This window comes from uncultured Clostridium sp., from assembly GCF_963515715.1.
GTDB lineage: Bacteria > Bacillota > Clostridia > Clostridiales > Clostridiaceae > Clostridium_AW.
The window spans coordinates 1-24659 of record NZ_CAUPZS010000036.1 but is presented as its reverse complement, the minus strand read 5'-3'; the positions used below and the strand labels follow the sequence as shown (position 1 = coordinate 24659).

At 31.7% G+C, this 24659-nt stretch carries 26 protein-coding genes; all 26 read right to left on the bottom strand.

The window, feature by feature from the left end; genetic code table 11:
* Positions 1–15: 15 nt before the first annotated feature.
* Positions 16–402: a flagellar export chaperone FliS gene (fliS, locus tag RYO54_RS18205; RefSeq protein WP_315121931.1), complete on the bottom strand. Its 387-nt coding sequence runs from the start codon at positions 400–402 to the stop codon at positions 16–18.
* A 250-nt stretch (positions 403–652) separates the two neighbouring features.
* On the bottom strand, positions 653–946 hold the full coding sequence (locus RYO54_RS18200) for a hypothetical protein (RefSeq protein ID WP_315121930.1): 294 nt from the start codon (positions 944–946) through the stop codon (positions 653–655).
* Between the two features lie 46 nt (positions 947–992).
* The gene (locus RYO54_RS18195) at positions 993–1352 is read right to left on the bottom strand and encodes a flagellar protein FlaG (RefSeq protein ID WP_315121928.1); all 360 of its coding nucleotides are present in this window, start codon (positions 1350–1352) and stop codon (positions 993–995) included.
* A 28-nt stretch (positions 1353–1380) separates the two neighbouring features.
* Positions 1381–1596 carry a carbon storage regulator CsrA gene (csrA, locus tag RYO54_RS18190; RefSeq protein WP_315121927.1) on the bottom strand — a complete coding sequence of 72 codons (216 nt, stop codon included), beginning with the start codon at positions 1594–1596 and terminating at the stop codon, positions 1381–1383.
* The gene (fliW, locus tag RYO54_RS18185; RefSeq protein ID WP_315121925.1) at positions 1596–2027 is read right to left on the bottom strand and encodes a flagellar assembly protein FliW; all 432 of its coding nucleotides are present in this window, start codon (positions 2025–2027) and stop codon (positions 1596–1598) included. The genes csrA and fliW overlap by 1 nt, the downstream gene beginning before the upstream one ends.
* A 123-nt stretch (positions 2028–2150) precedes the next feature.
* Positions 2151–3713 carry a flagellar hook-associated protein FlgL gene (gene flgL, locus RYO54_RS18180; RefSeq protein ID WP_315121924.1) on the bottom strand — a complete coding sequence of 521 codons (1563 nt, stop codon included), beginning with the start codon at positions 3711–3713 and terminating at the stop codon, positions 2151–2153.
* A 132-nt stretch (positions 3714–3845) separates the two neighbouring features.
* Complete coding sequence (gene flgK / locus RYO54_RS18175; RefSeq protein WP_315121922.1) at positions 3846–5618, bottom strand: flagellar hook-associated protein FlgK; 1773 nt, start codon at positions 5616–5618, stop codon at positions 3846–3848.
* A gap of 103 nt (positions 5619–5721) precedes the next feature.
* Positions 5722–6129, bottom strand: a complete 408-nt coding sequence (locus RYO54_RS18170; protein ID WP_315121920.1) for a flagellar protein FlgN — start codon at positions 6127–6129, stop codon at positions 5722–5724.
* A 13-nt stretch (positions 6130–6142) separates the two neighbouring features.
* Positions 6143–6424 (bottom strand): flagellar biosynthesis anti-sigma factor FlgM, encoded by a 282-nt coding sequence (locus tag RYO54_RS18165; protein ID WP_315121918.1) that lies wholly within the window; start codon positions 6422–6424, stop codon positions 6143–6145.
* 174 nt (positions 6425–6598) lie between these two features.
* Complete coding sequence (fliY, locus tag RYO54_RS18160) at positions 6599–7753, bottom strand: flagellar motor switch phosphatase FliY (protein WP_315121916.1); 1155 nt, start codon at positions 7751–7753, stop codon at positions 6599–6601.
* Complete coding sequence (gene fliM, locus RYO54_RS18155) at positions 7746–8741, bottom strand: flagellar motor switch protein FliM (protein WP_315121914.1); 996 nt, start codon at positions 8739–8741, stop codon at positions 7746–7748. Before fliM ends, fliY begins: the two co-directional genes overlap by 8 nt.
* A 16-nt stretch (positions 8742–8757) precedes the next feature.
* Positions 8758–9162, bottom strand: a complete 405-nt coding sequence (locus tag RYO54_RS18150; protein ID WP_315121912.1) for a chemotaxis protein CheW — start codon at positions 9160–9162, stop codon at positions 8758–8760.
* Positions 9163–9301: 139 nt separating this feature from the next.
* Positions 9302–9661, bottom strand: a complete 360-nt coding sequence (locus RYO54_RS18145) for a response regulator (protein WP_315121910.1) — start codon at positions 9659–9661, stop codon at positions 9302–9304.
* A 15-nt stretch (positions 9662–9676) separates the two neighbouring features.
* Complete coding sequence (locus tag RYO54_RS18140) at positions 9677–10276, bottom strand: chemotaxis protein CheC (protein ID WP_315121908.1); 600 nt, start codon at positions 10274–10276, stop codon at positions 9677–9679.
* A gap of 11 nt (positions 10277–10287) precedes the next feature.
* A complete protein-coding gene (locus RYO54_RS18135) occupies positions 10288–12315 on the bottom strand; it encodes a chemotaxis protein CheA (RefSeq protein WP_315121906.1) in 2028 nt (675 codons plus the stop codon).
* A gap of 12 nt (positions 12316–12327) precedes the next feature.
* A complete protein-coding gene (locus RYO54_RS18130) occupies positions 12328–13095 on the bottom strand; it encodes a protein-glutamate O-methyltransferase CheR (protein WP_315121905.1) in 768 nt (255 codons plus the stop codon).
* A gap of 2 nt (positions 13096–13097) precedes the next feature.
* Positions 13098–14186, bottom strand: coding sequence for a chemotaxis response regulator protein-glutamate methylesterase (locus RYO54_RS18125; protein ID WP_315121903.1), 1089 nt, complete (start codon positions 14184–14186; stop codon positions 13098–13100).
* 15 nt (positions 14187–14201) lie between these two features.
* A complete protein-coding gene (locus RYO54_RS18120; protein WP_315121902.1) occupies positions 14202–14690 on the bottom strand; it encodes a chemotaxis protein CheD in 489 nt (162 codons plus the stop codon).
* 19 nt (positions 14691–14709) lie between these two features.
* Entirely contained in the window at positions 14710–15162 is a 453-nt protein-coding gene (locus RYO54_RS18115) for a chemotaxis protein CheW (RefSeq protein WP_315121901.1), read from the bottom strand.
* A 10-nt stretch (positions 15163–15172) separates the two neighbouring features.
* Positions 15173–17101 (bottom strand): flagellar assembly protein A, encoded by a 1929-nt coding sequence (locus RYO54_RS18110; protein WP_315121899.1) that lies wholly within the window; start codon positions 17099–17101, stop codon positions 15173–15175.
* Between the two features lie 71 nt (positions 17102–17172).
* A complete protein-coding gene (locus RYO54_RS18105; protein WP_315121897.1) occupies positions 17173–17991 on the bottom strand; it encodes an aminotransferase class IV in 819 nt (272 codons plus the stop codon).
* A 12-nt stretch (positions 17992–18003) separates the two neighbouring features.
* Positions 18004–18657: an HAD-IB family hydrolase gene (locus RYO54_RS18100; RefSeq protein ID WP_315121895.1), complete on the bottom strand. Its 654-nt coding sequence runs from the start codon at positions 18655–18657 to the stop codon at positions 18004–18006.
* Positions 18658–18826: 169 nt separating this feature from the next.
* On the bottom strand, positions 18827–19165 hold the full coding sequence (locus tag RYO54_RS18095) for a DUF1292 domain-containing protein (RefSeq protein ID WP_315121893.1): 339 nt from the start codon (positions 19163–19165) through the stop codon (positions 18827–18829).
* A gap of 186 nt (positions 19166–19351) precedes the next feature.
* On the bottom strand, positions 19352–22867 hold the full coding sequence (gene nifJ, locus RYO54_RS18090; RefSeq protein WP_315121891.1) for a pyruvate:ferredoxin (flavodoxin) oxidoreductase: 3516 nt from the start codon (positions 22865–22867) through the stop codon (positions 19352–19354).
* 439 nt (positions 22868–23306) lie between these two features.
* Positions 23307–23732 carry a flavodoxin gene (locus RYO54_RS18085; RefSeq protein ID WP_315121889.1) on the bottom strand — a complete coding sequence of 142 codons (426 nt, stop codon included), beginning with the start codon at positions 23730–23732 and terminating at the stop codon, positions 23307–23309.
* Between the two features lie 135 nt (positions 23733–23867).
* Positions 23868–24659: undecaprenyldiphospho-muramoylpentapeptide beta-N-acetylglucosaminyltransferase (locus RYO54_RS18080; RefSeq protein WP_315121887.1), on the bottom strand; the 792-nt coding region annotated here is incomplete at its 5' end.

The window sequence follows — 24659 nt, the reverse complement described above, 5'->3', positions numbered from 1 at the left end:
TATACCTCCCTTTTTTTATCTAACTCCTTTACTAACCTTATATGCCTCTTCCCAAGTGTCTCTTACCTCTTCTATGAGAGGTATTACTTCATCCATTATAGCTACATCTTTTTTCATATTTGCATCTACTAATCTTTGTATTATAAATTCATATATTTGTACCAATGATGTAGCCCAACTTCCTGCTCTTTCAACATCTAAAGTTGCAATTAGCTCATAGAATATATTTTCAGTTTTTATTATATTTTCATGAGCCTTTTTTACATCCTTTTCTTCCATTGCGTTTTTTGATATTTTAGAAAACTTTACTGCTCCATCTAGTAGCATTAATAGTAATTGTTCCTTTGAAGCAAAATTTACACTATTATTTTTGTAAGCATTATATGCATTACTAGCGTACATACGCTCTACACCTACCCTTTTCAAGATCTTTTCTAGTTATCGAACTTAAACTTAGTGCAGAGGAAAGATATGTGATGTGCCGTATGCGTTTGAGCAAAATTTAGAAGTTCTTAATTTAGTTTATAAAATTTCCGTTAAAATGCTGTGCATGTTTGAGCAAAGCGAGTTTGCCAGCATTAGGAAGTTTTTTAAACTAAATTTTAGAAATTCTTATTGAGGCGAAAGCTATACAAACAGCGCATATCCTTTCCTACCTTTTCGTGTCTAAGAATCTTCCACTAGAAAAATGTTTTTCCTCTGCCTTATATTTAACCGCCTCTACATCTACTTCTTCTACTTTTTCAGCTTCAACTGAAATTATTTTTGCTTTTTTCTTTTTCTTGCTATATTTTTTTAATTGCTCAGAAAAATCCTTTTCTTCCCTTTTCTCTGGTACATCCTTATCTATCTTTATATCCTTTTTCCTATGGACTATGCCTTCTTTTGTTGATTCTTCTACTCTTTGTCTTATTTCCGTATCAATTTTATTAAGCCTATATTCCATAGAAACACCTTCCTTACTATAGTAACTTTAAATGATATATATTCATTTAAACTTTCTTGTCCATAAACACCCCTGCTAATTCGCAGAGCTTGTCTACCATATCTATAATCTTTTTAGGTGGTATTTCTTTTACTATTTCTTTAGTATTTCTGTCCATTATCCTTACAATTATATTATTAGTTTTACCATATACCTCATATTCTAAATAAGTGGATTTATCATTAAAGTTTTTATTTAAGGTATCCACTGCTTTTTTAAGGTCATCCTCCTGTATTTTTATATCTTCTCCTATTGCTTCAGTTTGTCCAATACTGCCATTTCCTTTGTCTAAAGACATCATTTCATTATATATAGCATTCTTATCAAAGTTAATCTGTCCTCCCTGACTTACTAACTTTACATCCATGTTCTTACACTCCTTTTGAAAATAAATACTATTTTTTTATATTTTTAAGTAATGAGATATCTACTTCAACTGCATTTTTGTTTTCCTGTTCAACTGCTTTATAAAGTTCTTTTCTTAATATATTCACATCTCTAGGCGCTTCTATAGCTAATCTCACTGAACCATCTTCGATTTTTACCACTGTGATCTCTATGTCATCCCCTATGAGTAGGGATTCGCCTTTTTTTCTCCCTATAACTAACATTACTTTTCCTCCTGAAAAATTGGGTGTTTTATTTTATATTCCTCATTTTCTAATATTATTTGTTCCCCAATCTTCCCCTTTATATTTATAATTATAGGAGCTCTTAAATTAGTAGTTATCATCTTATAATGGGAGTTAATTGTCACTGTGGTAATAACTAATATATCTTCTGGAGAATTCACTTTTAAATTTTTTATAGTTTCCTCTGGTATTTGAAATTCATAATCTTTACATACACTAAAGGGAGATACTACTGCAAGTCCAATAGTTTCTTCTTCTATAGAGTGTAATATGCTAAAAATTCCTTCTCCTTCAACGGGAAAAATAATGAACTTTTTCAATTCTGAAAACCCTGGCACCCCTTTAGGAAATAATACTACATCTTCTTCTTTATATTCTAGAATTCCATGATGCTTTGTGTTCAATTTCATAATTTTTCCTCCACACCTTTAGCTGAAAATTGAGAATTCATAAATCTTTATCTTCTTCTCTCAAATTTAAGCTAATAATCTTTTTCATTATCTAAAAATCTAATCATCTAAATATCTAAAAAATTACCTAATATAGTCCATAAGCGTAGACTGAAGCACTCTTGCACTGGTTTGTAATGATGCCATGTAAACCATTTGAGCTACAGCATACTCCATAACTTTTTCTGTTATATTTATGTCCTCTGTTTCAGATAGAATTTCTGTTATATTAAAGTTTTCTTCTGTGTTTCTCTCTTTAGCACTATCCATGGTATTTTGCTTTGCACCTACTTGTGAACGAACCTTTAATATATTATTCATAATTTCATCTACAGCTTCCAAATCTTCTCCAGTTAATTTTTCTACTCCATTTTCATCATCTAAATTTCTAATAATATTTTCAAATATATCCCTTACATCTCTAGTTACTCCCTTACTATCTGTAAAAGTTAATATCTCTGAGGCTGTTACATTGTATTCTACTCTTACCCCTTGAGATATTTCTGTAACTAATCTTTCATTAATTAAATCTAGCTCATTTCCCGATATGTCCTTACCTCTTAATTCTTTTAAGTCTTCTATATCTGAAGTACCTGATAGGGTGATAGGATTTTCACCATCTAGATTTGTAAACTTTATATTAGTTCCATCTTTTGATTCAATGATTTCTGCAGATAACTTTCCTTCTAGAGGAGTTCCCTTAAGTTTCTCATTAATCTTTTCTGCTAGCTGTTTTGGAGTTTTTATGTCTTCATCTGCCTCTACGTCTAATGTTATAGAAACTTCTTCTCCTTTATAATTAAAAGTTATTTCTTTTCCTTTCCATTCCTCTGCCTTGCTTATCTTAGCAGTAGTTGCCTCTTGGAGAGTTTCTCCTTCCCTTCCTTTGTAAACTAGTTTAGTATTTCCTTCTGCTATTGCTGAAAATGTGTATTTATTATCTTTAACATTTCCTTCTCCATCTTTTATGGAGAATTTAATTCCATCTTCTAGATCAAAAGTGCCATCTCCACTTATGACTTTTTCTTCTCCATTTATCTTTACACTTACCTCTGTTACTTTATTTGAAGCATCTACTTTCAGAACAGTTATTTCATAATCCTTATTTTCAATTCCTGAAAACTTTCCAGTAACCCCACCTTCTCCAGGAATCTTTTTATCTTCCGCTGCAACAGCTTGAACATCTGTAGTAGCTGGTCCCTTTATTGTTCCCACAGGTTTTGCTGAAACCCTAGTTCCTGAAAAAATGTATTTACCATCGAAACTTCCATTTAGAGTTTGAGAAAATTGTCCTATTATTTCATTCATTTCATCTTTCAATTTTTTTCTTTCATCTATACTATAGGAACCATTTCCTGCAGACATCAAAAGATCTCTAACCCTTTTCATTTGATTCCCTAACTGATTCAATGATGTATCCGTTTGTTGCAACCAATTTGAAGTATCTTTTATATTGGAATTATATTGTTTATTTGTATTGATATCCGTATTAAGCTGCATAATTCTAGCTGCTCTCAAAGGATCGTCAGAAGGTCTCCTAATTTCTTTACCAGAGCTTAACTGCATTTGAATAATACTTAAATTATTCATATTGGTTCTCATGTCAGCTAAAAAGTTATTAGATAACATTTTATTTGTAACTCTCACTTATATTACCTCCTTTTTTAAGATGCTTAGATAAATAGTTTGCTAGATTTATAGATATAGTGGAAATTCCTTTAAAGAAATTTCTTCATTATCTAACCATCTAAAAATCTAAACATCTAATAATCTAAAAAACTATCTTTTAAGTCCATTTACTATTACATCTAAAAGTTCATCCACTGTGGCGATTATCTTAGCATTGGCTTGATAAGCATGTTGGAATTGGATCATGTTTGTCATTTCTTCGTCTAAAGACACTCCTGATACTGAATATCTCGATTCCTCAAGTTTCACTAAATTACTGTATTGTGTTTCTACTACTCTTTTAGATTCTCGTGCTTGATTTCCTAATGTATTTACCATACTTTTAAAGAAATTGTCTGGTTTTGAACCTCCAGTGTTCCCCTTTAGCACGAGTACTCCTAGTTCATCATCCATAATCAACCCATTGCCCAGTTCATTTATAAAGCTTTCCCTGTTATGCTTTCCTTTGCCATCTAAAACCATGTTTTGTATTTGTGTCAATTTATCTCTTAATCCTGAAATGGCTAGGGCTCTATTTCCATCTCCTTCTCCACCAATTTCTTTTCCAGCATTTATTAACATTACATCCTTAAGTATATCTGGATTAACGCAAATGTTTCCTGCAGTTATATTTTCTTCTTTACCATCTCTATTCACAAAGAAAAGTAGTTCATCTTCATAATTACCTGCACTTTGTGAATGTATAGCATTTACAGTAAAAGCCAAGGATCTTGCTAGTTTATTTAATTTTTCTATCTGCACATCTATATCATCTTGTACAGACATATAACCACTTAGTTCCCCATTGCTTGGTGTAAAGGTGGATAAATCATCAATACTTCCGCTTTCTCCTATGGGCTTTCCTTCTTTATTTACAGCCTCTCCATTTTTATTTGTCCATATAACCCTAGATTTTTTTAACTGCTCTAGTTTTTCTGCTGCGGATAGTTTATCATCATCAGCTACTTCAATTTCCATTTCTACTCTGTTTTTATCTGAGGTCATATCGCCGTTTTTATAATATACTATTTTATATGTACCTGGCTGTCCATCTTCAACATTTTCCCCTGGTATTATTTCGCTTACATATGCAAATTTCAATACATCATCTGAATTAACCTTCTGAACAATATTTAAACCTCCAGGCGGCTGAGCGTTAGGATCACTTTTCGTACTTATATCTAGCCCATTTGAATCTCTTTTTTCTATTTTTATTCCAAATTTTGAACTGAGTTCATCTATAAGTAAGTCTCTTCTGTCCATTAAATCATTAGGCGTTTGTCCCATAAAACTTATTTCAGATATTTCTTTATTTAATTCATTAATTTCGTCTAGCATGTAATTTATATCAACAACCGTATCTTTAATGGACTCTTGAGTACTTTCTTTAAGTTTTTCCATCTGATTATAAATGCGGTTTAATTCATTCGCCAAGGCTTTTGACTGTTCCGCTACACCAGTTTTAGCATTAGATGTGTTTGCTTGCTTTGAAAGTTCGTGCCATGCATCGAAGAATTTTCCTATAAGATTAGATATTCCTGTATCTGTAGGTTCGTTGAATATGTTTTCTAATTCTCTTAAAAACTTATCCCTTCCACTATATTGTCCTAAAGTACATAGCTCTTCTCTCACTCGATAGTCTATAAAGGCATCTCTTACCCTATTAACTTGAGATACGATGGAACCTGTTCCCATCTGCCCTACTGATCCAGCACTGTTCATTCCAGGAGTAGAAAAAGGCCTCGTAGTTTGCATTTCAGCTCTCTGCCTTGAGTATCCTTCTGTATTTGCATTTGCAATATTGTGTGATGTTACATCAATTGCTTTTTGATGTGTAAACATACCACTTTTACCTATGTTTAAAGTTCCAAATAAACCTGACAAAATTTTTACCTCCAAACTTTATACAATGAACAGTTAACCTTTATTATTCTATAATGGCTTCTACAGGTATTAGCTGTTCATTGCTTATTATTAATCAATAAAACTATTTCATCTTCCCATAAGCTCCATAAGTCTTTGGGCTTCTGTCTGGATTTAATATTTGAAGCATCTTTGTAGTGTAACCTAACCCTTGCCTTATGAGGGCTTCGTTTAGCTCTTTTTGGGTTTTAAGTTCTTCTACAAGAGCTCTTATTTTTCTATAGTTGTTTTCGATTTCACTATCCCCTAACTCTTCAACTATCTCTAGCATACCTCTTCCCTTAGTTAGGTTTCTTCTTTCCATCTCCCATTTAGCTATTTCAATATTAAGATTTTGTATTTCTTCAACAACAGCTTCCATTTTGAAGACTTCATTTTTTGTAATATATTCATGTTGTTTCTCTAAAGCAACTAACAATTTTTCTAAGAATTTTGTTTCTTCCACAATTATAGTATTAAATCGTTCTTTCAAAGCTCACCCCACCTTATTTGTATTTTCTCTTCATTTCTTCTAACATACCTTGAGCTATAAGCTTTCCTTCTACATTATAAGTTCCTTTCTCTACTTCTTCTTTTAATTTTTCTATTCTTTCAGTGGAACTTATTGATTTAAAGTCTAAGCTAAAATTAATTAAGCTTTTTCCTAATGTGGATATTTGCAACGAATCTTTACTTTTTTGATTTTCTACTTCTTTCATATCTATTCTCTTTTTATTATCTCCATAGGAGCTTAAAATTTTGTTAGTGCTTACTCCATTAATTTTCATGTAATACACTCCTTATCGATACACTTACCTTAATCAATATTACACATTTTCATATTTATATTATCGATAACAATAAATATTTGTTTATAGGTAAATTTAACTATTTTATTACAGCTAAATGCGTAACAATTTAAAAAATGCGAAACACTTTTTAAATTGCTCCGCATTTTCAAACTACTTTCCAAGAGATCTTATTTTTTCTTCATTGCTTACAATATTAGTGATTCTAACACCAAAGTTTTCATCTACTACTACAACTTCACCATAAGCAACTCTTTTACCGTTTACTAATATTTCCACAGGTTCCTCTGCTAATCTATCTAATTCTATTAAAGAACCTGTACCTAAGTTTAAAATTTCCCTTATGTTTAATTTTGTTCTTCCTAATACTACGGATATTTCAAGCGGTACATCCATTATTAAGTCTATATTACTAGGCAGTGCCGCTGATTTTTTCGATTGATTTAATGGCTGAAAAACTGCCTGCTGAACCTCTATAGGTTTTTCATTACCTATGGCAACTGGGGCAACTTCTTCGTCATTAGTATATGAGTGATCTTCTTGAAAACTTGCAGCAACATGACTGTCTTCCTGTGGTATATTATCCTGTGGCACTTCTTTATGCTCCATATCTGCAGGCTCCTCATTCCCCATCATTATTGAGACTATTTTTCTTGCAGTTTTTATCGGTAATAACTGCATAATATTACTATCTACTAAAGTTCCTATATTTAAACTAAAGGATACCTTTACTATAGGCTCAACTTCACTTAGTTGATTAGAGAGAGGTGATGTTAAATCATCCCATATCCTAGATATAGGAGGTGAAATATTGACCTCTCTTCCAAACATAGTTGCCATAGAAGTAGCTGCTGAACCTATCATTTGATTCATAGCTTCAGATACTGCGCTTTCTTCAAGTTCTGAGAGAGATTGTACATTTTCTACCTTACCATCTCCTCCCATCATAAGGTTTGCTACTACCGCTGCATCTGACACCTTCATAACTAAGAGATTTTCTCCAACGATTCCACTAGTATATTTTACTTCTAAAGCTACATTTGGTACTTCAAAGGTATCTTTTAAATTTTTTAAAGTCGTTACTGTTACTACAGGAGTGGTAATATTAACCTGTTGGTTAATGATAGTGGATAGGGCTGTCGATGCTGAGCCCATAGATATATTACCTATTTCACCTAACAGGTCTTTATCTAGGTCAGTAAGTTCTATCTCTTCTTGTTCAACATTTTCCTCATTTTCCTCTTCAGCAGTATCTCCACCACCTAGTAGTAAATCTATTTCTTCTTGCGAAAGAAATCCATTATTCATTCTTTTCCACATCCTTATCTATCATATCTAGCACCTGTACACCAACTTTTTTACCCATTAATCCAGGTTGTCCATAGCAATACAATTCATCTTCCACCATCACTTTAGCAGGACTATTAGTGGTTTCTTTTAAAACCAACACATCCTCTTCCATAAGTTTTAAGAAATCACTTACGGTAATTTCTGTTGTTCCTAATACTGTAATCAATTCTGTAGTTATTACATTCAATCTATCTCTCATTTTTATCTTTGAATCTTTTAAGGAATTCTCATCGGATTCTTGGAACCAATATTTAACTACAAAATTGTCTAATACTTTTTCTATGCTTAAGTAAGGTATACAAATATTTATAAATGAACTTATCTTGCCAATTTCAACAGAAAAAGTTATTAAAGCTACAGGTTCATTTGGGGCCAAAGTCTGGTTTAAAGCAGGATTTGTTTCCAAACTTTCAATTTCAGGGTGTACTTGTAAAATGTCTTCCCATGCTAATTTTAGATTTGATATTAGTCCATTATTTATATGTCGTATAATATTTTTATCTATATCTGTAAATTCTCTTGATTTATATTTACCATGCCCACTTCCCCCCATAAGTATATCGATAGATTCGTACACAAATTGAGGATTTGTTTCAAATAAAATTGATCCACTTAGTGGAGGCATTTTAAATACTGTCAGTATAGTTGGATTTGGTATAGAGTGAATAAATTCTTCATAAGTTATCTGCTGAACAGATTCTATTTTCACTTTAACATTGGACCTCAACTGAGCAGTAAGATAGTTTGATATGATTCTAGCATAATTATCATGTATTAATTCTAAAGTTCTAATATGATCTTTAGAAAACTTTTGCGGATTTCTAAAATCATAAGGTTTAACTCTTTGCTTATCTTCATCTTTAGGCATCTCTTCTGGACTTAGTTCCCCAGAGGAGAGAGCGGCTAAAAGTGAGTCAATTTCATTTTGCGATAAAACTTCTGGCATATCTTTCCCTCATTTCTTACTGGTTTAAAAGGAGTTTATCAATATCAATTAAAGTTACTATCCTATCTTTAAAGTTAATTACTCCTTTTACATATGCCTTTCTTCTGACGTCATCAAGCTTTTCAATTAAGCTTTCTTCTACATCTAAAACTTCATCAACTTGATCAACAGTAATACCTAACATTTCTTCTTCTATGTTTAGTATTATTATATTGTTTTGATCTTTTTCTCCCTTGTCTATATCTAAAAGGAGGTTTATATCTAAAAGCGAAATTACATTACCTCTTAAATTAATAAGACCTTTTATGTAATAGGGCGCGTTAGGCACCTTTGTAATTTCCATAGTATCATTTATACTCTGAACTTTATCAGTTTCTACTGCAAATTGTTCATCCTTTAACCTAAAAATAACTACCTGCACTTTAATCACCTCCACTTTATTTAGTTGAGAATTAAAAATTGAAAGTTGAGAGTTATAGAAGAAATTTTAGCATAGCTAAAATTTCAACATTTACTCTCCATTATCAACTCTCCACTATCAATTAAAAAGCTTTGCTTTTTTAACCAACTACTTTTTTGATAGCTTCAAGTACTCTATCAGCTTGGAATGGTTTAACTATAAAATCTTTAGCTCCTGCTTTTATAGCATCCATAACCATTGTCTGTTGTCCCATTGCGGAACACATTATAATTTTTGCAGAAGAATCCATTGCCTTTATTTCTTTAACAGCTTGTATTCCATCCATGTCTGGCATAGTTATATCCATAGTAACTATATCTGGTCTCTCTTTTTTATAAAGTTCTACTGCCTTTATACCATTATTAGCTTCTCCAATAACTTCATATCCATTTTTTTCTAAAATGTCCTTAATCATCATTCTCATAAAAGCAGCGTCATCAACGATTAATACTTTTGCCATAATATTCCCTCCAAATTACATTACTCCAATTGAATTTAATATTCTTTCTAATGATCCGGGCATAGGTATATAATAAAAATGCCCACTTATTTTTTCATTATCTTGTAAAAATAAAGTTTCAATATCCAGTACAAATTCATCAAATTGTCCGGATTCAATAAAAGTTGTTGATAAAATAGCACCTAACATATCATAAGTAACAGCTGGTACTGATGGTATTATAGTCAAATTGGTAAATCTAGCGATGGCATTCATGAAGGCAGCAGATATTATATTTCCTACCTCCGATATAACAGAATGTCCCATTTCACTTAGATCATCCTCTTTAACTCCAGTTAACACTTCAATCATATTGATTGCTGTTTCTTTTTCAAAAACAAACAAAATATTTCCAGGGGTATCTCCTAAAACTCTTATTAATACTCCAAACACTATTTCTTCTCCAGCAATTCCTGAAAATATTTCATCAAATGGTACAATATTAATATGAGGCACTGTCATGTCTATTTTTTTAGTTAACAATTGTGATAAAGCTGTGGCTGCATTTCCAGCACCTATATTTCCCACTTCTCTTAATGCATCTAATTGTAACGGTGTGAAATTAGCATAAGACATATTTATCCTCCTTAAATTAAAGCAGCAACATCAAGAATTAAAGTTACTAATCCATCTCCTAAAATAGTTGCTCCAATATATTCCTTCATTCCTTGAAGTGTCTTACCCAAAGGTTTAATAACTATTTCTTGTTGACCTAGAAGTGAGTCTACCATAAGTCCTACATTCTTTCCTCCAACCTTAACAATAACTATATACTTCTTTTCCTGTGTTTCTGTTTCTAAATTTAGTTTATTACTTAATCTAACAAGTGGAATAACATTTTCATTATATACTATTACCTCTTTATTGTTTGTTCTTTTAACTAAACTTTCATGAAAATCTATAACCCTGTCAATATATCCCAAGGATATTGCCATAGTTTCAGCCCCTACTTTCACAAGTAAAGCTTGTATAATTTGAAGGGTTAGAGGTAATCTTATAATAAAGGATGAACCCTTTCCTCTTTCACTTGTTACCTCTACTGTACCTCCTAATGATGAAATCTTTGTCTTAACTACATCCATACCAACACCTCTACCTGAGATATCAGTAACTTGTTCGTTAGTACTAAAGCCTTGCATAAAAATTAAGTTTACTATATCGTTATCAGACATACCATCAGTGCTAATCCCTGATTTTTCAGCTTTAGCTTTAACTTTTTCTACATTGATTCCATCGCCATCATCTTCAACTTTAATGACGGCTTTTGTACCTTCTTGATAAGCAATTAATCTTATTTTTCCTACAGGGTCCTTACCTTTTTTCTTTCTCTCTTCTTTAGATTCAATTCCATGATCCGCAGAATTTCTTATTAAATGTATTAAAGGTTCCCCTATTTCATCAATTACAGTTCTATCTAATTCAGTATCTTGTCCTTGAATTATTAGCTCCATATCTTTCTCTAATTCCACAGAAAGATCTCTTACCATTCTAGGAAATCGATTAAATACTGCATCTAAAGGTAACATCCTTATCTTCATTACTAAATCCTGAAGATCTGAAGTGGTTCTTGCTACTTGTTCTAATGTTTCATTTAGATCTATAAGCTTATGATTAATACTTATCTGCTCTAATCTTGTTCTATTGATAACAAGTTCAGATACCATGTTCATAAACTTATCTAACCTATCTAAATCTACTCTGACAGATTGATGTTGTTTCCTATGAGAAGTATCTTTCTCTCTTGCTGGAGCCTTATTTTCTTTTACTTTAACTTCTCTAACAACACTCTCGCTTGGTTGTTCTATTTTCTTTGCCTGTATTTCTACGACCGTATTTTCTTCTTCCTGCTTCTTAATTCTTTCTGCCCTTACATTTACATTATCGATAATAACTTTATCAACTTCAGATATATTCATTAAAGAACTATATATTTCTTCTTCTTTTCTAGTGGTAATATATACCAAAGAGATGTCCAAGTCAAAATTTTCGCTTTCTATATCCTCTGTGCTCGGTATAGATTTAATTATTTCACCATAATCTTCTAAGCTTTTAAATATTAAAAAAGCTCTAGCTGATTTTAAAAGAGTATTTTCGTTTAAATTAATACTTACATTGTAGCAATTAAAGCCCCTATCTTGTGCTTGTTTTATAACATTTATATCATACTCATTCAAATCAACAGCGTTATCTTTTTGAAATCCAGCTTCATTTACTTCTTCTGTTTCTGGTAAACTTTCAAGTTCTCTTATACCTTCTAACTCTTCTATTATATTCTTAATTGAAATTTCCTCTTCATTACCATCTGATATATTGTTTACCATCTGTTCTAAGGTATCTAGACATTTGAATAATACGGTAACAACCTTTTGTGTAACTTTAAGCTCCCCATCTCTAAATTCTGAAAGAACATCTTCCATCTTATGGGTTAATTCTGCCATTTGGTTAAATCCCATTGTTGCGGCCATACCTTTTATTGTGTGAGCAACTCTGAATATCTCGTTTAATTTATCGATATCTTCAGGCTCTTGCTCTAACTGTAATAAGGATTCATTTAAAATTTGAAGATTGTCCATTGACTCTTCCAAAAACATTGACATATATTGTGATGTATCCATATTTCACCCTCCTTAACCCTTTCTATATATAAAGGTTGAAGCCTTATCGAAACCAAACTCTTTGTAGTTATATATACTCTCAGTAGCTCCAACAAATAGCAGGCCACCCTTTTTCAAGGACTGATGAAATTTTTTATATATTTCATCTTTAATGTCTTGATTAAAATATATAACTACATTCCTACATACTATTAAATCAAAATCACTTTCATATCTATCTAATATTAAATCATGTCTTTTAAAAGTCACCATGTTTCTTATTTTTTTATCAATTACGTAATACTCTCCTTCTTTATTAAAGTATTTATTTAATTGATCTTTACTAATATTTTTTATCTCTGCCTCGGAGTATTCTCCCTTTCTTGCTCTTTCCAATATAGTATTATCAATATCTGTAGCAACAATAGTGTGCCTTCCTCCTGGCGCAAGCTCCTCTAACATCATAGCTATAGAATATGGTTCTGCTCCAATAGAACATGCAGCACTCCATATTTTTAAATTTCTATTGTTTGGAAGCAGTTCTTCTTTGATTTTTTTCTTTAAATCATTAAAAATATCTGGATTTCTAAAAAACTCTGTTACATTGATAGTTATAAAGTCTAAAAATTTTTCTCTTTGTTGTTGGTCTGTTTTTAATAGCTTTATATATTCATCTACAGAATCTACACCAACTCTAGACATCAAACTTAATATTCGTCTATGTAATTGAGTAGGCTTATAAGCTTTTAAGTCAATTCTGAACTCTTTATAAACCCACTCTTTAAAATATTCCAAGTCCATAGCTACCTCCAACTTTCCTTAACCAATCTAACTATTTCTCGCGAAACACTATTTAAGGGCAGCACTATATCTACCATTCCAGTTTCAAAGGCTGCTTTTGGCATTCCGTATATAGTTGCTGTTGACTTATCTTCGGATATGGTTATGCCACCTTTTTCTTTTACTTTTACTGTTCCATCAGCACCATCCTTACCCATTCCCGTAAGAACAACGCTTAAAAGCCTATCTTTATAAACATTGGATGCTGATATAAATAGTTTATCCGCTGCAGGCCTTACTCCCCATATAGCTGGATCCGTATTTAAATATATTTTTTTATCTCCTCCAACCTCCATATGGTAGCCCCCTGGAGCTATATACACTACATTTTTTTCTATAGTCATACCTTCCTTAGCTTCCACTACAGTTAAATTACTATTTCCATTTAACCTATCTGCAAAAGCCTTTGTAAAAGTAGCTGGCATATGTTGCACAACAAATACAGGTACATCTAAATCTCCAGGTAAATCTGTAATAACTGAATGTAGTGCTTTAGGACCACCTGTGGAAGCTCCTATAACAACTGCTTCAATTTTAGTTTGTGATTTTCTTTCCTTTATCTTTCTTTCCTCTAAGGATTCTCTTTCAATAGCAAGTACTACCTCATTAGAATATTTTCTTATATCATTTTTATCACAGCCAAACTCACACTTTTGATATGCTAAATTTATTTTTGTTATAAGATCATCTTTAACTTTATCTATATCTAGTGAGATAGAACCTGAAGGTTTGGGTATAAAGTCAAAAGCACCATTTGCTAAACAATCCATAGTGAGCTCTGAGGATTTTCTAGAAAAACTACTTAAAACAATCACAGGAATAACAATTCCTTTATCCCTTAGTTGTTTTAAAGCTGTAATTCCATCCATGATAGGCATTTCTACATCTAATGTAATTACATCAGGTGTAAACCTTTCTAGCTTTTGCAATAGGTCTTTCCCATTTCTTGCTATGTCAATTACCTCCATGTTTGACTGACTATTTATCATGTCTGAGATAATTTTTCTCATTAATGCTGAATCATCAACTACAAGAACCTTAATTTTCTTCAAAGCCTATCAACTCCATTACAATTCTTTTATTCCTACTCCAACTGTCTTTATTTCAACAATGCCATTTAAAAGATTTAATATCATGGTTCTTCCTTTATTGCCTCCCACATCTTCTCCCATTATTGGAATACATAGTTCATTTAATTTCTTTTTAACTGCAACTGCATTCCTGTTGCCTATATCCATAACTAAATTCTTATCTGAAAAGTTAAACATAGAAGCGCCACCTGCTATTTTGGCTTTTAAATTTCTTTTATTAGCTCCCTTTTGCTCCATTTTTTCAATCAATATTGGAATACCTAAATCTGCAAATTTTAGAGGATTGGTTACGTTAGAAAACAAAGCACTATCCGGTAACATTATATGAAGCAAGCCACCTATAGCATTGGTTTTGTCATATAATGCAATACCAATACATGACCCCAACCCCACCGTTATAATTTTGTCTGGAGACTTACCAACATCTAAATCTGCAATACCCACTCTATATTCTTTTACATCCATAGTATGCACCTTTCACAAATTATTTTGAAATTAAAATTTTCTCTTCTTCTGTCAATATGGAGCTCAATTTAAGGAATATAATTATTTTTTTATCTATCTTTATAAGCCCTTTTATATATCTTTTTGATATTCCGCCTACAATTTCTGGAGCATCTTCTATGTTATCTAAATTTACATCTCTAACCTCTGATACAATATCTACAACTATACCAAATTTTTGATCATTCTGTTTTGCCACTATTATTTTTTCATCTTTTTTTGATGTTTTTAAAGGCAAATTAAATTTTTTAGAGAGAGATATTATCGGTAATATGTTTCCCTCATAATTTATAACGCCTTCTAAGAAACTAGGTGAATCAGGTAGTTTAGTCGGCTCCTCAAATCCAAGAATTCTTTCTACTTCCATTATATCTGTAGCATAGTATTCCTCGTTTATACCAAAAATCAAAACTTTAACTTCTTTTCCAGACATATTTATCCTCCTACAATATTAATCTATCTACTGTTAGATCTCCTTTATCATCGAGATATGCATGAACATCTTTGCAAGGTATCTCAAGCATGTATTCTCTTTGTCCTACTATAAATAAAGTATTTTGATAGGCTACCTTAGTCCATATATGTCCACTTTCTCCTACTACAAGCTTGGTAGTAACACCTCCTATACTACCAACAATACCACATTTTATTTCATCTTTTGACTTTAGCGTTCCTCCTCTAACCACGCTCTTTTCTCTAGTAAAATATATTTTATCGTTGGCGTATATATCTGAAATGTATGAACCTTTGCCATTTATATAAACATTTCCTGTACTATTTATTTTAGAATCTTGACAATAATTTATCTGTACATTCACAGGAATTGCTAACCTTTCTTTCAATAAGCTAATCTTATAATTAAACTTGTTTTTAATATCTTCTAGTTCCCTATAATCTTTGATACTTATAGGTCCTAATCCTAAAAACTTTTCTTTAATAATAGGAATTAAAGTATCCTCTGCATCTCTATCTTCATTCAACTTTACATCCTTCATTATTTGAAAACAAAGTCTAGGTAATTTATTAAATTTATTTTCAACAAGAATTTTAATTATTTCTCCATATTTTGTATTCCTATACATTATATCGTACTTTTTTATCTCTTCAGTAGCTTTAATTATACTTTCTATAGTATTGGTCATTTCTGTTAGTCTATCTATATAGTTAAGCTTGGCTACATCTTCTCCCCCTCCTATTATTTGGGATGAGATTATATTTCCATCTATGGTTATATCTCCCTTTCCGTTAATCAAAGCTCTATCTGTATTCTTCTTTATGGAAATAGAGTTGTCTGCCCATACTTCCATACCTTCTTTTACACTTCCGTGTATTACTACATCTCCAATAAATTTAACATTTCCTGTAGTTAAATCTACATCTGATTTAACTTCATGTAATTTATAAACATAAAACACATTGTTTTTAGTAGAAGGTTTACCTTCTAAGGTAGCTACTACAGTATTGTCGTCTTTTAATATACATCCTTCTCCTACTTTTAGATAAACTTTTTTTCCGGGTTTATGTCTCAAAACCTTTCCAAATATGTTCTTACCATCTTCTCCTGGTTGTCCCTCTCTTCTAATGCCTATTACATCATTTTCATCAACAGATTTTATTGAACAGATGTTTCTAAAGTCAACATTACCTCGATCATCTTCCATTATTTTAACTAAATTTTCACTTAAGGGAAATTTATATTCTATAGTATCATCTTCCCCATCTATTGGAGGTTTACCTTTGACTATCAGTATATTATTACATTTTTTTTCTACATTATTTTTTATATTCTCTTCTATTATACCATAAATTATTCCCATTTTTGATAATTCTTCTAATATTTCATGTAAATTGTATAAGGGTGGCATTGACTCGTCAATTATTTCTTTATCCAGGTAAATTTCATGTGAACTTTTAACATTTTCTAGCTTATAAGTTCTTTTCGGTATATAATCTATACTCATATATGCCTCAATTTTATTTTCACTGGTAGTAATAGATAAATTTCTTTTAGGAATTTCTTCTTCGAAAATAACCTCAATTAAAGAATCTTCATATACCTTAGTTTTGTCTTTCACTATGGTGCCATCGATTTTTAAAGTCATGCCTTCAGTAGGCATAATATAAGCGGGGCTTCCACCTTCTTTAGGATTAGTAACTATAATATTATTATCTTCCACCTTAACCTCACCGTTAAGCTCTATTAAGTTCTCATCCTCTTCTTCAATTATAACTGCAATAATTGCTTCTTTTTTAAAAAAACGACTCTTTTCTTTTAATACTTTATATTTAATTTCTTCTTTTCTTATATTTAAATCTCTGCTTGCTTCTTCTAAACATTCATCAATAGTACTACCTTTAAATAAGGTCTTCATATCCACCATCCCCCTACCATTTAAAAATTTTATCGTATTATCCCCTCTATATCTTAATAGCAATAGTAAATTTACTTTATAATTTTACATTCTATGTAATTTTTTACAATACGGTTATACTCATTCATAATTTTCTTAATTATTATATTTTCTGATGAGTTTATTATGGATCCATTTACCTCTCTTACAGGAAGCACATCAAAGGGAGTGCTTGTTAAGAACATTCCATCAACTTCCCATATTCCTTTTTCCTCTATCATCTTTTCCTCAACTTCTATATTCATATTATTGCATATTTCTAATACTATACTTCTTTTAGTCCCTGGTAAAACTGCTTTTAAAGGAGTTGTTATTATTTTATTACCTTTTACCATGAATACATTAGATTTGCTCCCCTCTGTTATATATCCATTTCTATCAACTAAAAGCGCTTCAACTATATTCTTCTCTTTCATGAATTTATCTAAATCCATTCTAAAATTAACATTTAAAACCTTTGCATTAGGATTTTCCCTTTCTCTATTATATGTACATATGGAAACTCCCTCTTTAAAATCCTTTTCTGTAGGAAAGCTTTTCTCTTCGAAAAATGCTAGAAATACCTTTTTATCAAAGTTTAATACGAATTTTAAACTACCTTCCTCTTCCCCATTATTTTTTATTAGTTTATTTAATGCCTCTTCTATACACTGATCTTTCATCCATATATCTAGCCCAGTAAGTTTCGCTGAATTATGCAATCTATTCATATGTCTTTCTAAAAAAAGAGGAATACCTTCTTTCACTTTAATGACTTCGTATAGACATTTGCCCTCTTTTAATATGCTATCATCAAAGTATTTAACCTCTTTAACTTCATCATTAATAATAAAATATCTATTTTCCAACATTTATTTCCCTCCTTATTTCCATTTTAATATTTGAATTTCCGTATGTCCTTTTTTATAGTTTATCAATCTTGGATTTCCTACTAGCTTAAATAGGGGCAAGTCTGATAATGAATCTGAAAACATATATGAATTTTTAAAATCTACTTCTATATTCTCTTCTTTTAAATACTCCATCAATCTATTTACTTTTTCTTCACCTTTGCAGTTTTTTCCTTCAATTTTTCCATAATACTTTCCATCCTTCGAAACAAATCTGGTTCCAATGATTTTGTCTACATAAGGAATATTGTAGAATTCAAAAAGATAAAACTCTGCAGAAGCTGATATTAAATATATCTTATACCCTTGTTCTTTAAAGTCCTTCATAATATCCATAGCATCTTTATAAAGTATTTTACTTAATTTCTCACTATAAAATTCTTTTACTGCTTCATTCATTTCTTTTTCATCTACAGACTCTATGAATGATATAAAATTTTCCTTTGCTTTCCCTGCATCATATATTTTAAAGATATAAAAAAAGCCTGCTTTTAAACTTCTAGGCAAATATTTAATTAATTTGGGCTTTCTCTTTAACATAAACATATAAAACTCAGTTAAAGTTTCCCTTTTAGTCAGTGTAAAATCTATATCAAATATAGCTAATTTAACTTTTTCTTTTGCCAAATTTATGCCCTCCTATATACTATTATATCTTTTATTATATATCATTTATTGAATTTTACTATAAAAAAGAAGTAAAACCTGTAACTCTTGTCTATGCTAGCCAAAATTCATCGAAATAAAAATAGGGTAAATAATATTTTCTATTATTTACCCTACTTATCTTTTTAAATTATTCTTCTATGTTTGTTAAAGTTTGATAGTAGTTAGTTACTTCGTCAAATTCTTCGTCTTCTGGAACTACTAACTCACTATTTTCTTCATCTCCAACTACTTTAAATAAATATACTGAACCATCTTCTGGATTTTGTACTAGTACATATTCATTATCCTTATACTCAAATCCGTCTACAACTTCACAAGTCACTGTGTTGCCGTTTTCGTCTTCTAAATCAACTAGAAGTGCTTCATGATCATGACCTTCGCAGCCGCAACCACAACCATGATCTGAGTCCTCACAACCACAAGTTGATTCTTCACAACCGCAATCAAATAATTCGTCTTTATCCATATATATATACCTCCTTTTAGGTTATGGTATAATTGTACCCCTAAATTGGTTTTTTTAAAAGGGTTTTTTAAAAAATGCTTGGTATTTTTTTAGCAAATGGCAAAAATATATAAAGAAGAATAAAAAGGAGACCAAAGGTCTCCTTTTCTTATAATTTATTCTTTGTTATTAAAACTCTAAAATAAATTATTTAGTTAATCTTACGTAGCTTTCGTATCTTTCTTTTGCATCTTCTTCAGTCTTAGCAAATAAACCATCTGCTACTTCTGGGAATGCTTTCTTTAATGAAGCGTATCTTACTTCGCCCATTAAGAAGTCTTGGAATTTATCCCAAGTTGGTTCTTTTGAATCAAGAACAAATGGGTTCTTTCCTTCTTCTTTAAGTGTTGGGTTGAATCTGTACATCTGCCAGTATCCACACTCAACTGCTCTCTTCTGTTCAGTTTGGCTTGCTCCCATACCAATCTTTAATCCTTGGTTTATACATGGAGCATATCCGATAACTAATGATGGACCATCATATGCTTCTGCTTCTTGGATAGCTTTTAATGTCTGATTCTTATCAGCACCCATAGCTATTTGAGCAACATATACATATCCATAGCTCATAGCCATCATTCCAAGGTCTTTCTTCTTAGTTCTCTTACCTGATGCAGCAAATTTAGCTATTGCAGCAGTCGGAGTTGATTTTGAAGCCTGACCTCCTGTATTTGAGTAAACTTCTGTATCAAATACGAAAATGTTGATATCTTCTCCGCTTGCAAGAACGTGGTCAACTCCACCGTATCCGATGTCATATGCCCATCCGTCTCCACCAAAGATCCATTGTGATTGTTTTACTAAGAAATCTTTGTGAGCGTACATATCTTTTAATGCTTCGTTCTTATCTTTTTCAGCTTCTAATAATGGAAGAAGTGCAGCAGTAGCTTTCTTTGAACCTTCTCCATTTTTGAAGTTTTCTAACCAGTTTTGTAAAGCAGCTTTTAATTCTTCGCTTACATTAGCAGCTACAGCTTCTTTAGCTTTATCAGCTAATCTTTCTCTTATCTGGTTAGCACCAAAAGCCATACCTAATCCGAATTCAGCGTTGTCTTCGAATAAGGAGTTAGCCCAAGCTGGTCCTTGACCTTTTTCGTTTGTTGTATATGGAGTTGATGGAGCTGAACCTGCCCAGATTGATGTACAACCAGTAGCATTAGCTATCATCATTCTATCTCCAAATAATTGAGTTATTAATCTAGCATAGGAAGCTTCTCCACAACCAGCACAAGCTCCGTTGAACTCAAGAAGTGGTTGTTCGAACTGGCTACCCTTTACAGTCATCTTGTTCATTGGGTTTTCTTTCTTGCTTAATCCTAAAGCATATTCCCAATTTCCTTGTTCTGCTAACTGAGTTCCAGTTGGCTTCATGATAAGAGCTTTTCCTGGTGCTGGACAAATATCAGCACAGTTTCCACATCCTGTACAGTCAAGTGGAGTAACTGCAAGTCTGTATTTTAATCCTGCAAATCCTGGGCCACCCTTAGCATCTAACATGTTAAATCCTTCTGGAGCATTAGCCGCTTCTTCTTCATTCATTAAGAATGGTCTAATTACTGAGTGAGGACATACATATGAACATTGGTTACATTGTATACACTTGTCAGCTTGCCATTCTGGTACGTTAACAGCTATTCCTCTTTTTTCGTAAGCAGCTGTTCCTTGTGGTAATGTACCATCTTCTATTCCGTTAAATGCAGATACAGGTAGTGAATCTCCTTCTTGTCTGTTTATAACGTCAACTATATTCTTTATGAATTCTGGTCTGTTATCTTGTACTTCTACATATCCTTCAGTTGTTGTCTTCCATGATTCTGGAATTGCAACTTCATGTATTGCAGTTGTACCCTGATCTATTGCAGCTTGGTTCATGCTAACAACTTTTTCACCTTTTTTACCATATGAAGCAACAACTGCGTCCTTTAAGTACTTAGTAGCGTCTTCAACAGGGATGATGTTAGCTATTTTGAAGAATGCAGATTGCATTATCATGTTAATTCTTCCGCCAAGACCTACTTCTTGAGCTATCTTAACAGCATCGATTGTGTAGAATTTGATGTTGTTATTAGCAATGAAATTTTTCATTTCTGCTGGTAACTGAGCATCTAATTCTCCATCGTTCCATATACAGTTAAGTAAGAATGAACCATTCTTCTTTAATCCTTTTGTAACATCATATTTATGAACGTATGCTTGATTATGACAAGCAACGAAATCTGCTTTGTTTATTAAGTATGGGCTCTTAATTGGAGATTTACCAAATCTTAAGTGGGATACAGTGATACCACCGGATTTCTTTGAGTCATATGCAAAGTATGCTTGAGCATACATATCTGTATGGTCTCCTATGATCTTTATAGCACTCTTGTTAGCACCAACAGTACCGTCTGATCCAAGACCCCAGAATTTACATGCAGTAGTTCCAACTGGAGTTGTATCAACATCTTCTCCCATTGGAAGTGATGTGTTAGTTACGTCATCAACTATACCAACTGTAAATCCATCTTTTGGAGTTTCAGCCTTTAAGTTCTCAAATACTGAAATCATATGTCCAGGAACTGTATCTTTTGATCCTAATCCATATCTTCCTCCAACTATAACTGGTTTTAATTCTGAGTTATAGAATGCAGATTTAACATCTAAGTATAATGGTTCTCCGATTGAACCTGGTTCTTTTGTTCTATCAAGAACAGCTATCTTCTTAACAGTCTTTGGCATAGCCTTGAAGAAGTGTTCTAATGAGAATGGTCTGTAAAGATGAATCTTTATTAAACCAACTTTTTCTCCTTGTGCCATTAAGTAATCTATAGTTTCTTCGATACAGTCACAAACTGATCCCATAGCTACGATTACTCTTTCAGCATCTTCTGCTCCATAGTAGTTGAATAATTTATAATCTCTTCCTGTTAACTTATTGATTTCATTCATGTAATATTCAGTAACTTCAGGAATTCTATCATAGAATTTGTTACAAGCTTCTTTACCCTGGAAGAATATATCTGGGTTTTGAGCTGTACCTCTAGTTACTGGATGGTTTGGATTTAAAGCTTTTGCTCTGAATCTGTTAACAGCATCCATATCAACTAATTTTTCTAATTCATCATATTCTAATACTTCTATCTTCTGTACTTCGTGTGAAGTTCTAAATCCATCGAAGAAACTTAAAAATGGAATGCTTGATTTAATAGTTGCTAAATGTGCAACTGCTGATAAATCCATTACTTCCTGAACACTACTTTCAGCAAGCATAGCAAATCCAGTTTGTCTTGCAGCCATAACGTCGGAGTGATCTCCAAATATGTTTAACGCATGAGTTGCAACTGCTCTAGCACTAACGTGGAATACAGTTGGTAAAAGTTCTCCAGCGATTTTGTACATGTTAGGAATCATAAGTAATAATCCCTGTGATGCAGTGTAAGTAGTAGTTAAAGCTCCAGCCTGTAATGATCCGTGAACCGCACCAGCAGCACCTGCTTCTGATTGCATTTCAACTAATTTTACAGTTTGTCCAAAAATATTTTTCTTTCCTTGAGCAGCCCATTCATCAACATGTTCTGCCATTGGGGATGAAGGAGTGATTGGGTAAATAGCTGCTACATCAGTAAAAGCATATGATATATATCCAGCAGCGGTATTACCATCCATAGTCTTCATTCTTCTCATTAAAAATTCCCTTCTTTCTATATATTTTAAATTTTATTTATGTTTAAAATAAACTTTAAACAACATAAAATAATGCATACAAATATTATCCTAAGAAATTAAGAATAGTATTATTGCATTATAATTATAAACAACTTTGTCCTAAAATTAACAATGTCTTTATAACACTTAATATATATTATATATAACAACAAAAGAAGAAATATGTAAAATAAATTTTATTTAAACCTTTGCAAAGCTATTATAACATAATTTTTTTATTATTGTACACTTTTTTTAAATTTTTTAGCTAAATAAATTATTTTTCACCAAAATATGCCATTATGTTCAAATCTTTAAAATATTCGTAATTATTATTTTAACAATCAAATACGTACCTTTATGAATTTATAAAGGTACGTATTTATCAACAGCATCTATGCTATTATATTTTTCATCACTATTTGCCGAGCAATTCACCTAGGGCCTTAGCCTTTTTTATTTCCTCTTCTTTAGGAGCTTCTTGAACAGCTAACTTTCCTACTATATTAAATCCATATTCAATCATTAGCTTCTCCCAGTCAACCATAAACTGTCCTTCATCCCATCCATAAGAGCCAAATAGTACAGTGGGTTTGTTTTCCATATTTAATTCTTTAAAATTCTTTAAAAAAGTTGCCATTTCTTCTTGTTCAATTTTGTTATTATCCATTGAAGGACTTCCAAAGGCTACTGCGTCTGCCTTCGTAATATCTTCAGCTTTAGCATAATGCACATGTTTTATTAAAACTTCTGCTCCTAAACCTTCTGCTCCTGCTTTTATATTTTCAGCTAACACCTCTACATTACCACCGCTGCTCCAATATACAATAGAAACCTTTTTCATAATATAATACCCCCGCTTTCTTAATTTAATTGTATTTTATCAATATCTAATGTTTGATAATATTTTGTCTATATTTATATTTTATAATAAATTACATCTTTTTTCAATTAAACCCAATTATAAATAAAAATTCTTCTACTTTTTCACGGTTTCTATTAATTTTATAATATTATCTACGCCATTTTGAATTGGACTTTTTTCCATATTCGCCATATATTTTTCTCTATTTTTATATAGATTGTTAATATCCTTTAACAATCTATCTTCTGTAATTTCCTCTTCTTGCATGACCAAACTATACCCACTTTTTCTAAAGGATTCCGCATTTAAAATTTGGTCTCCCCTGCTAGACTTTTTCGATAGTGGTATAAGTAAATTTGGTTTCTTTAAAGCTAATAGTTCAAATATTACATTTGCCCCAGCACGAGATATTACTAAATCTGCGCCATTCATAAAATGAGGTAATTCTTCTTTTACATATTCAAATTGACTATATCCTTTTTTATTTATTAAATTATTATCTATATTGCCTTTACCACATATATGAATTACATTGTAACTTAATAACAATTTATCAATTATAGCTCTTATAGAATCATTAATAAATTTAGAACCTAGACTTCCTCCAATTATAAGTATTACAGGCTTATCCTCTCTAAATTTACATATCTTCATAGCTTCTTCTCTTCTACCTTTAAACAGTTCTTCTCTTATAGGCGTTCCAGTTAATACCCCTTTACTTACGTTTATATTCTTTAAAGATTCAGGGAATGTAACACATATCTTTGTGCAATAAGGTATTGAAAGTTTATTTGCAAGACCTGGTGTCATATCAGACTCATGGGCTATAACTGGAATTTTGTTTAAACGTGCTCCTATTACTACAGGTACGGCTACAAATCCTCCTTTTGAAAAAACCACATCCGG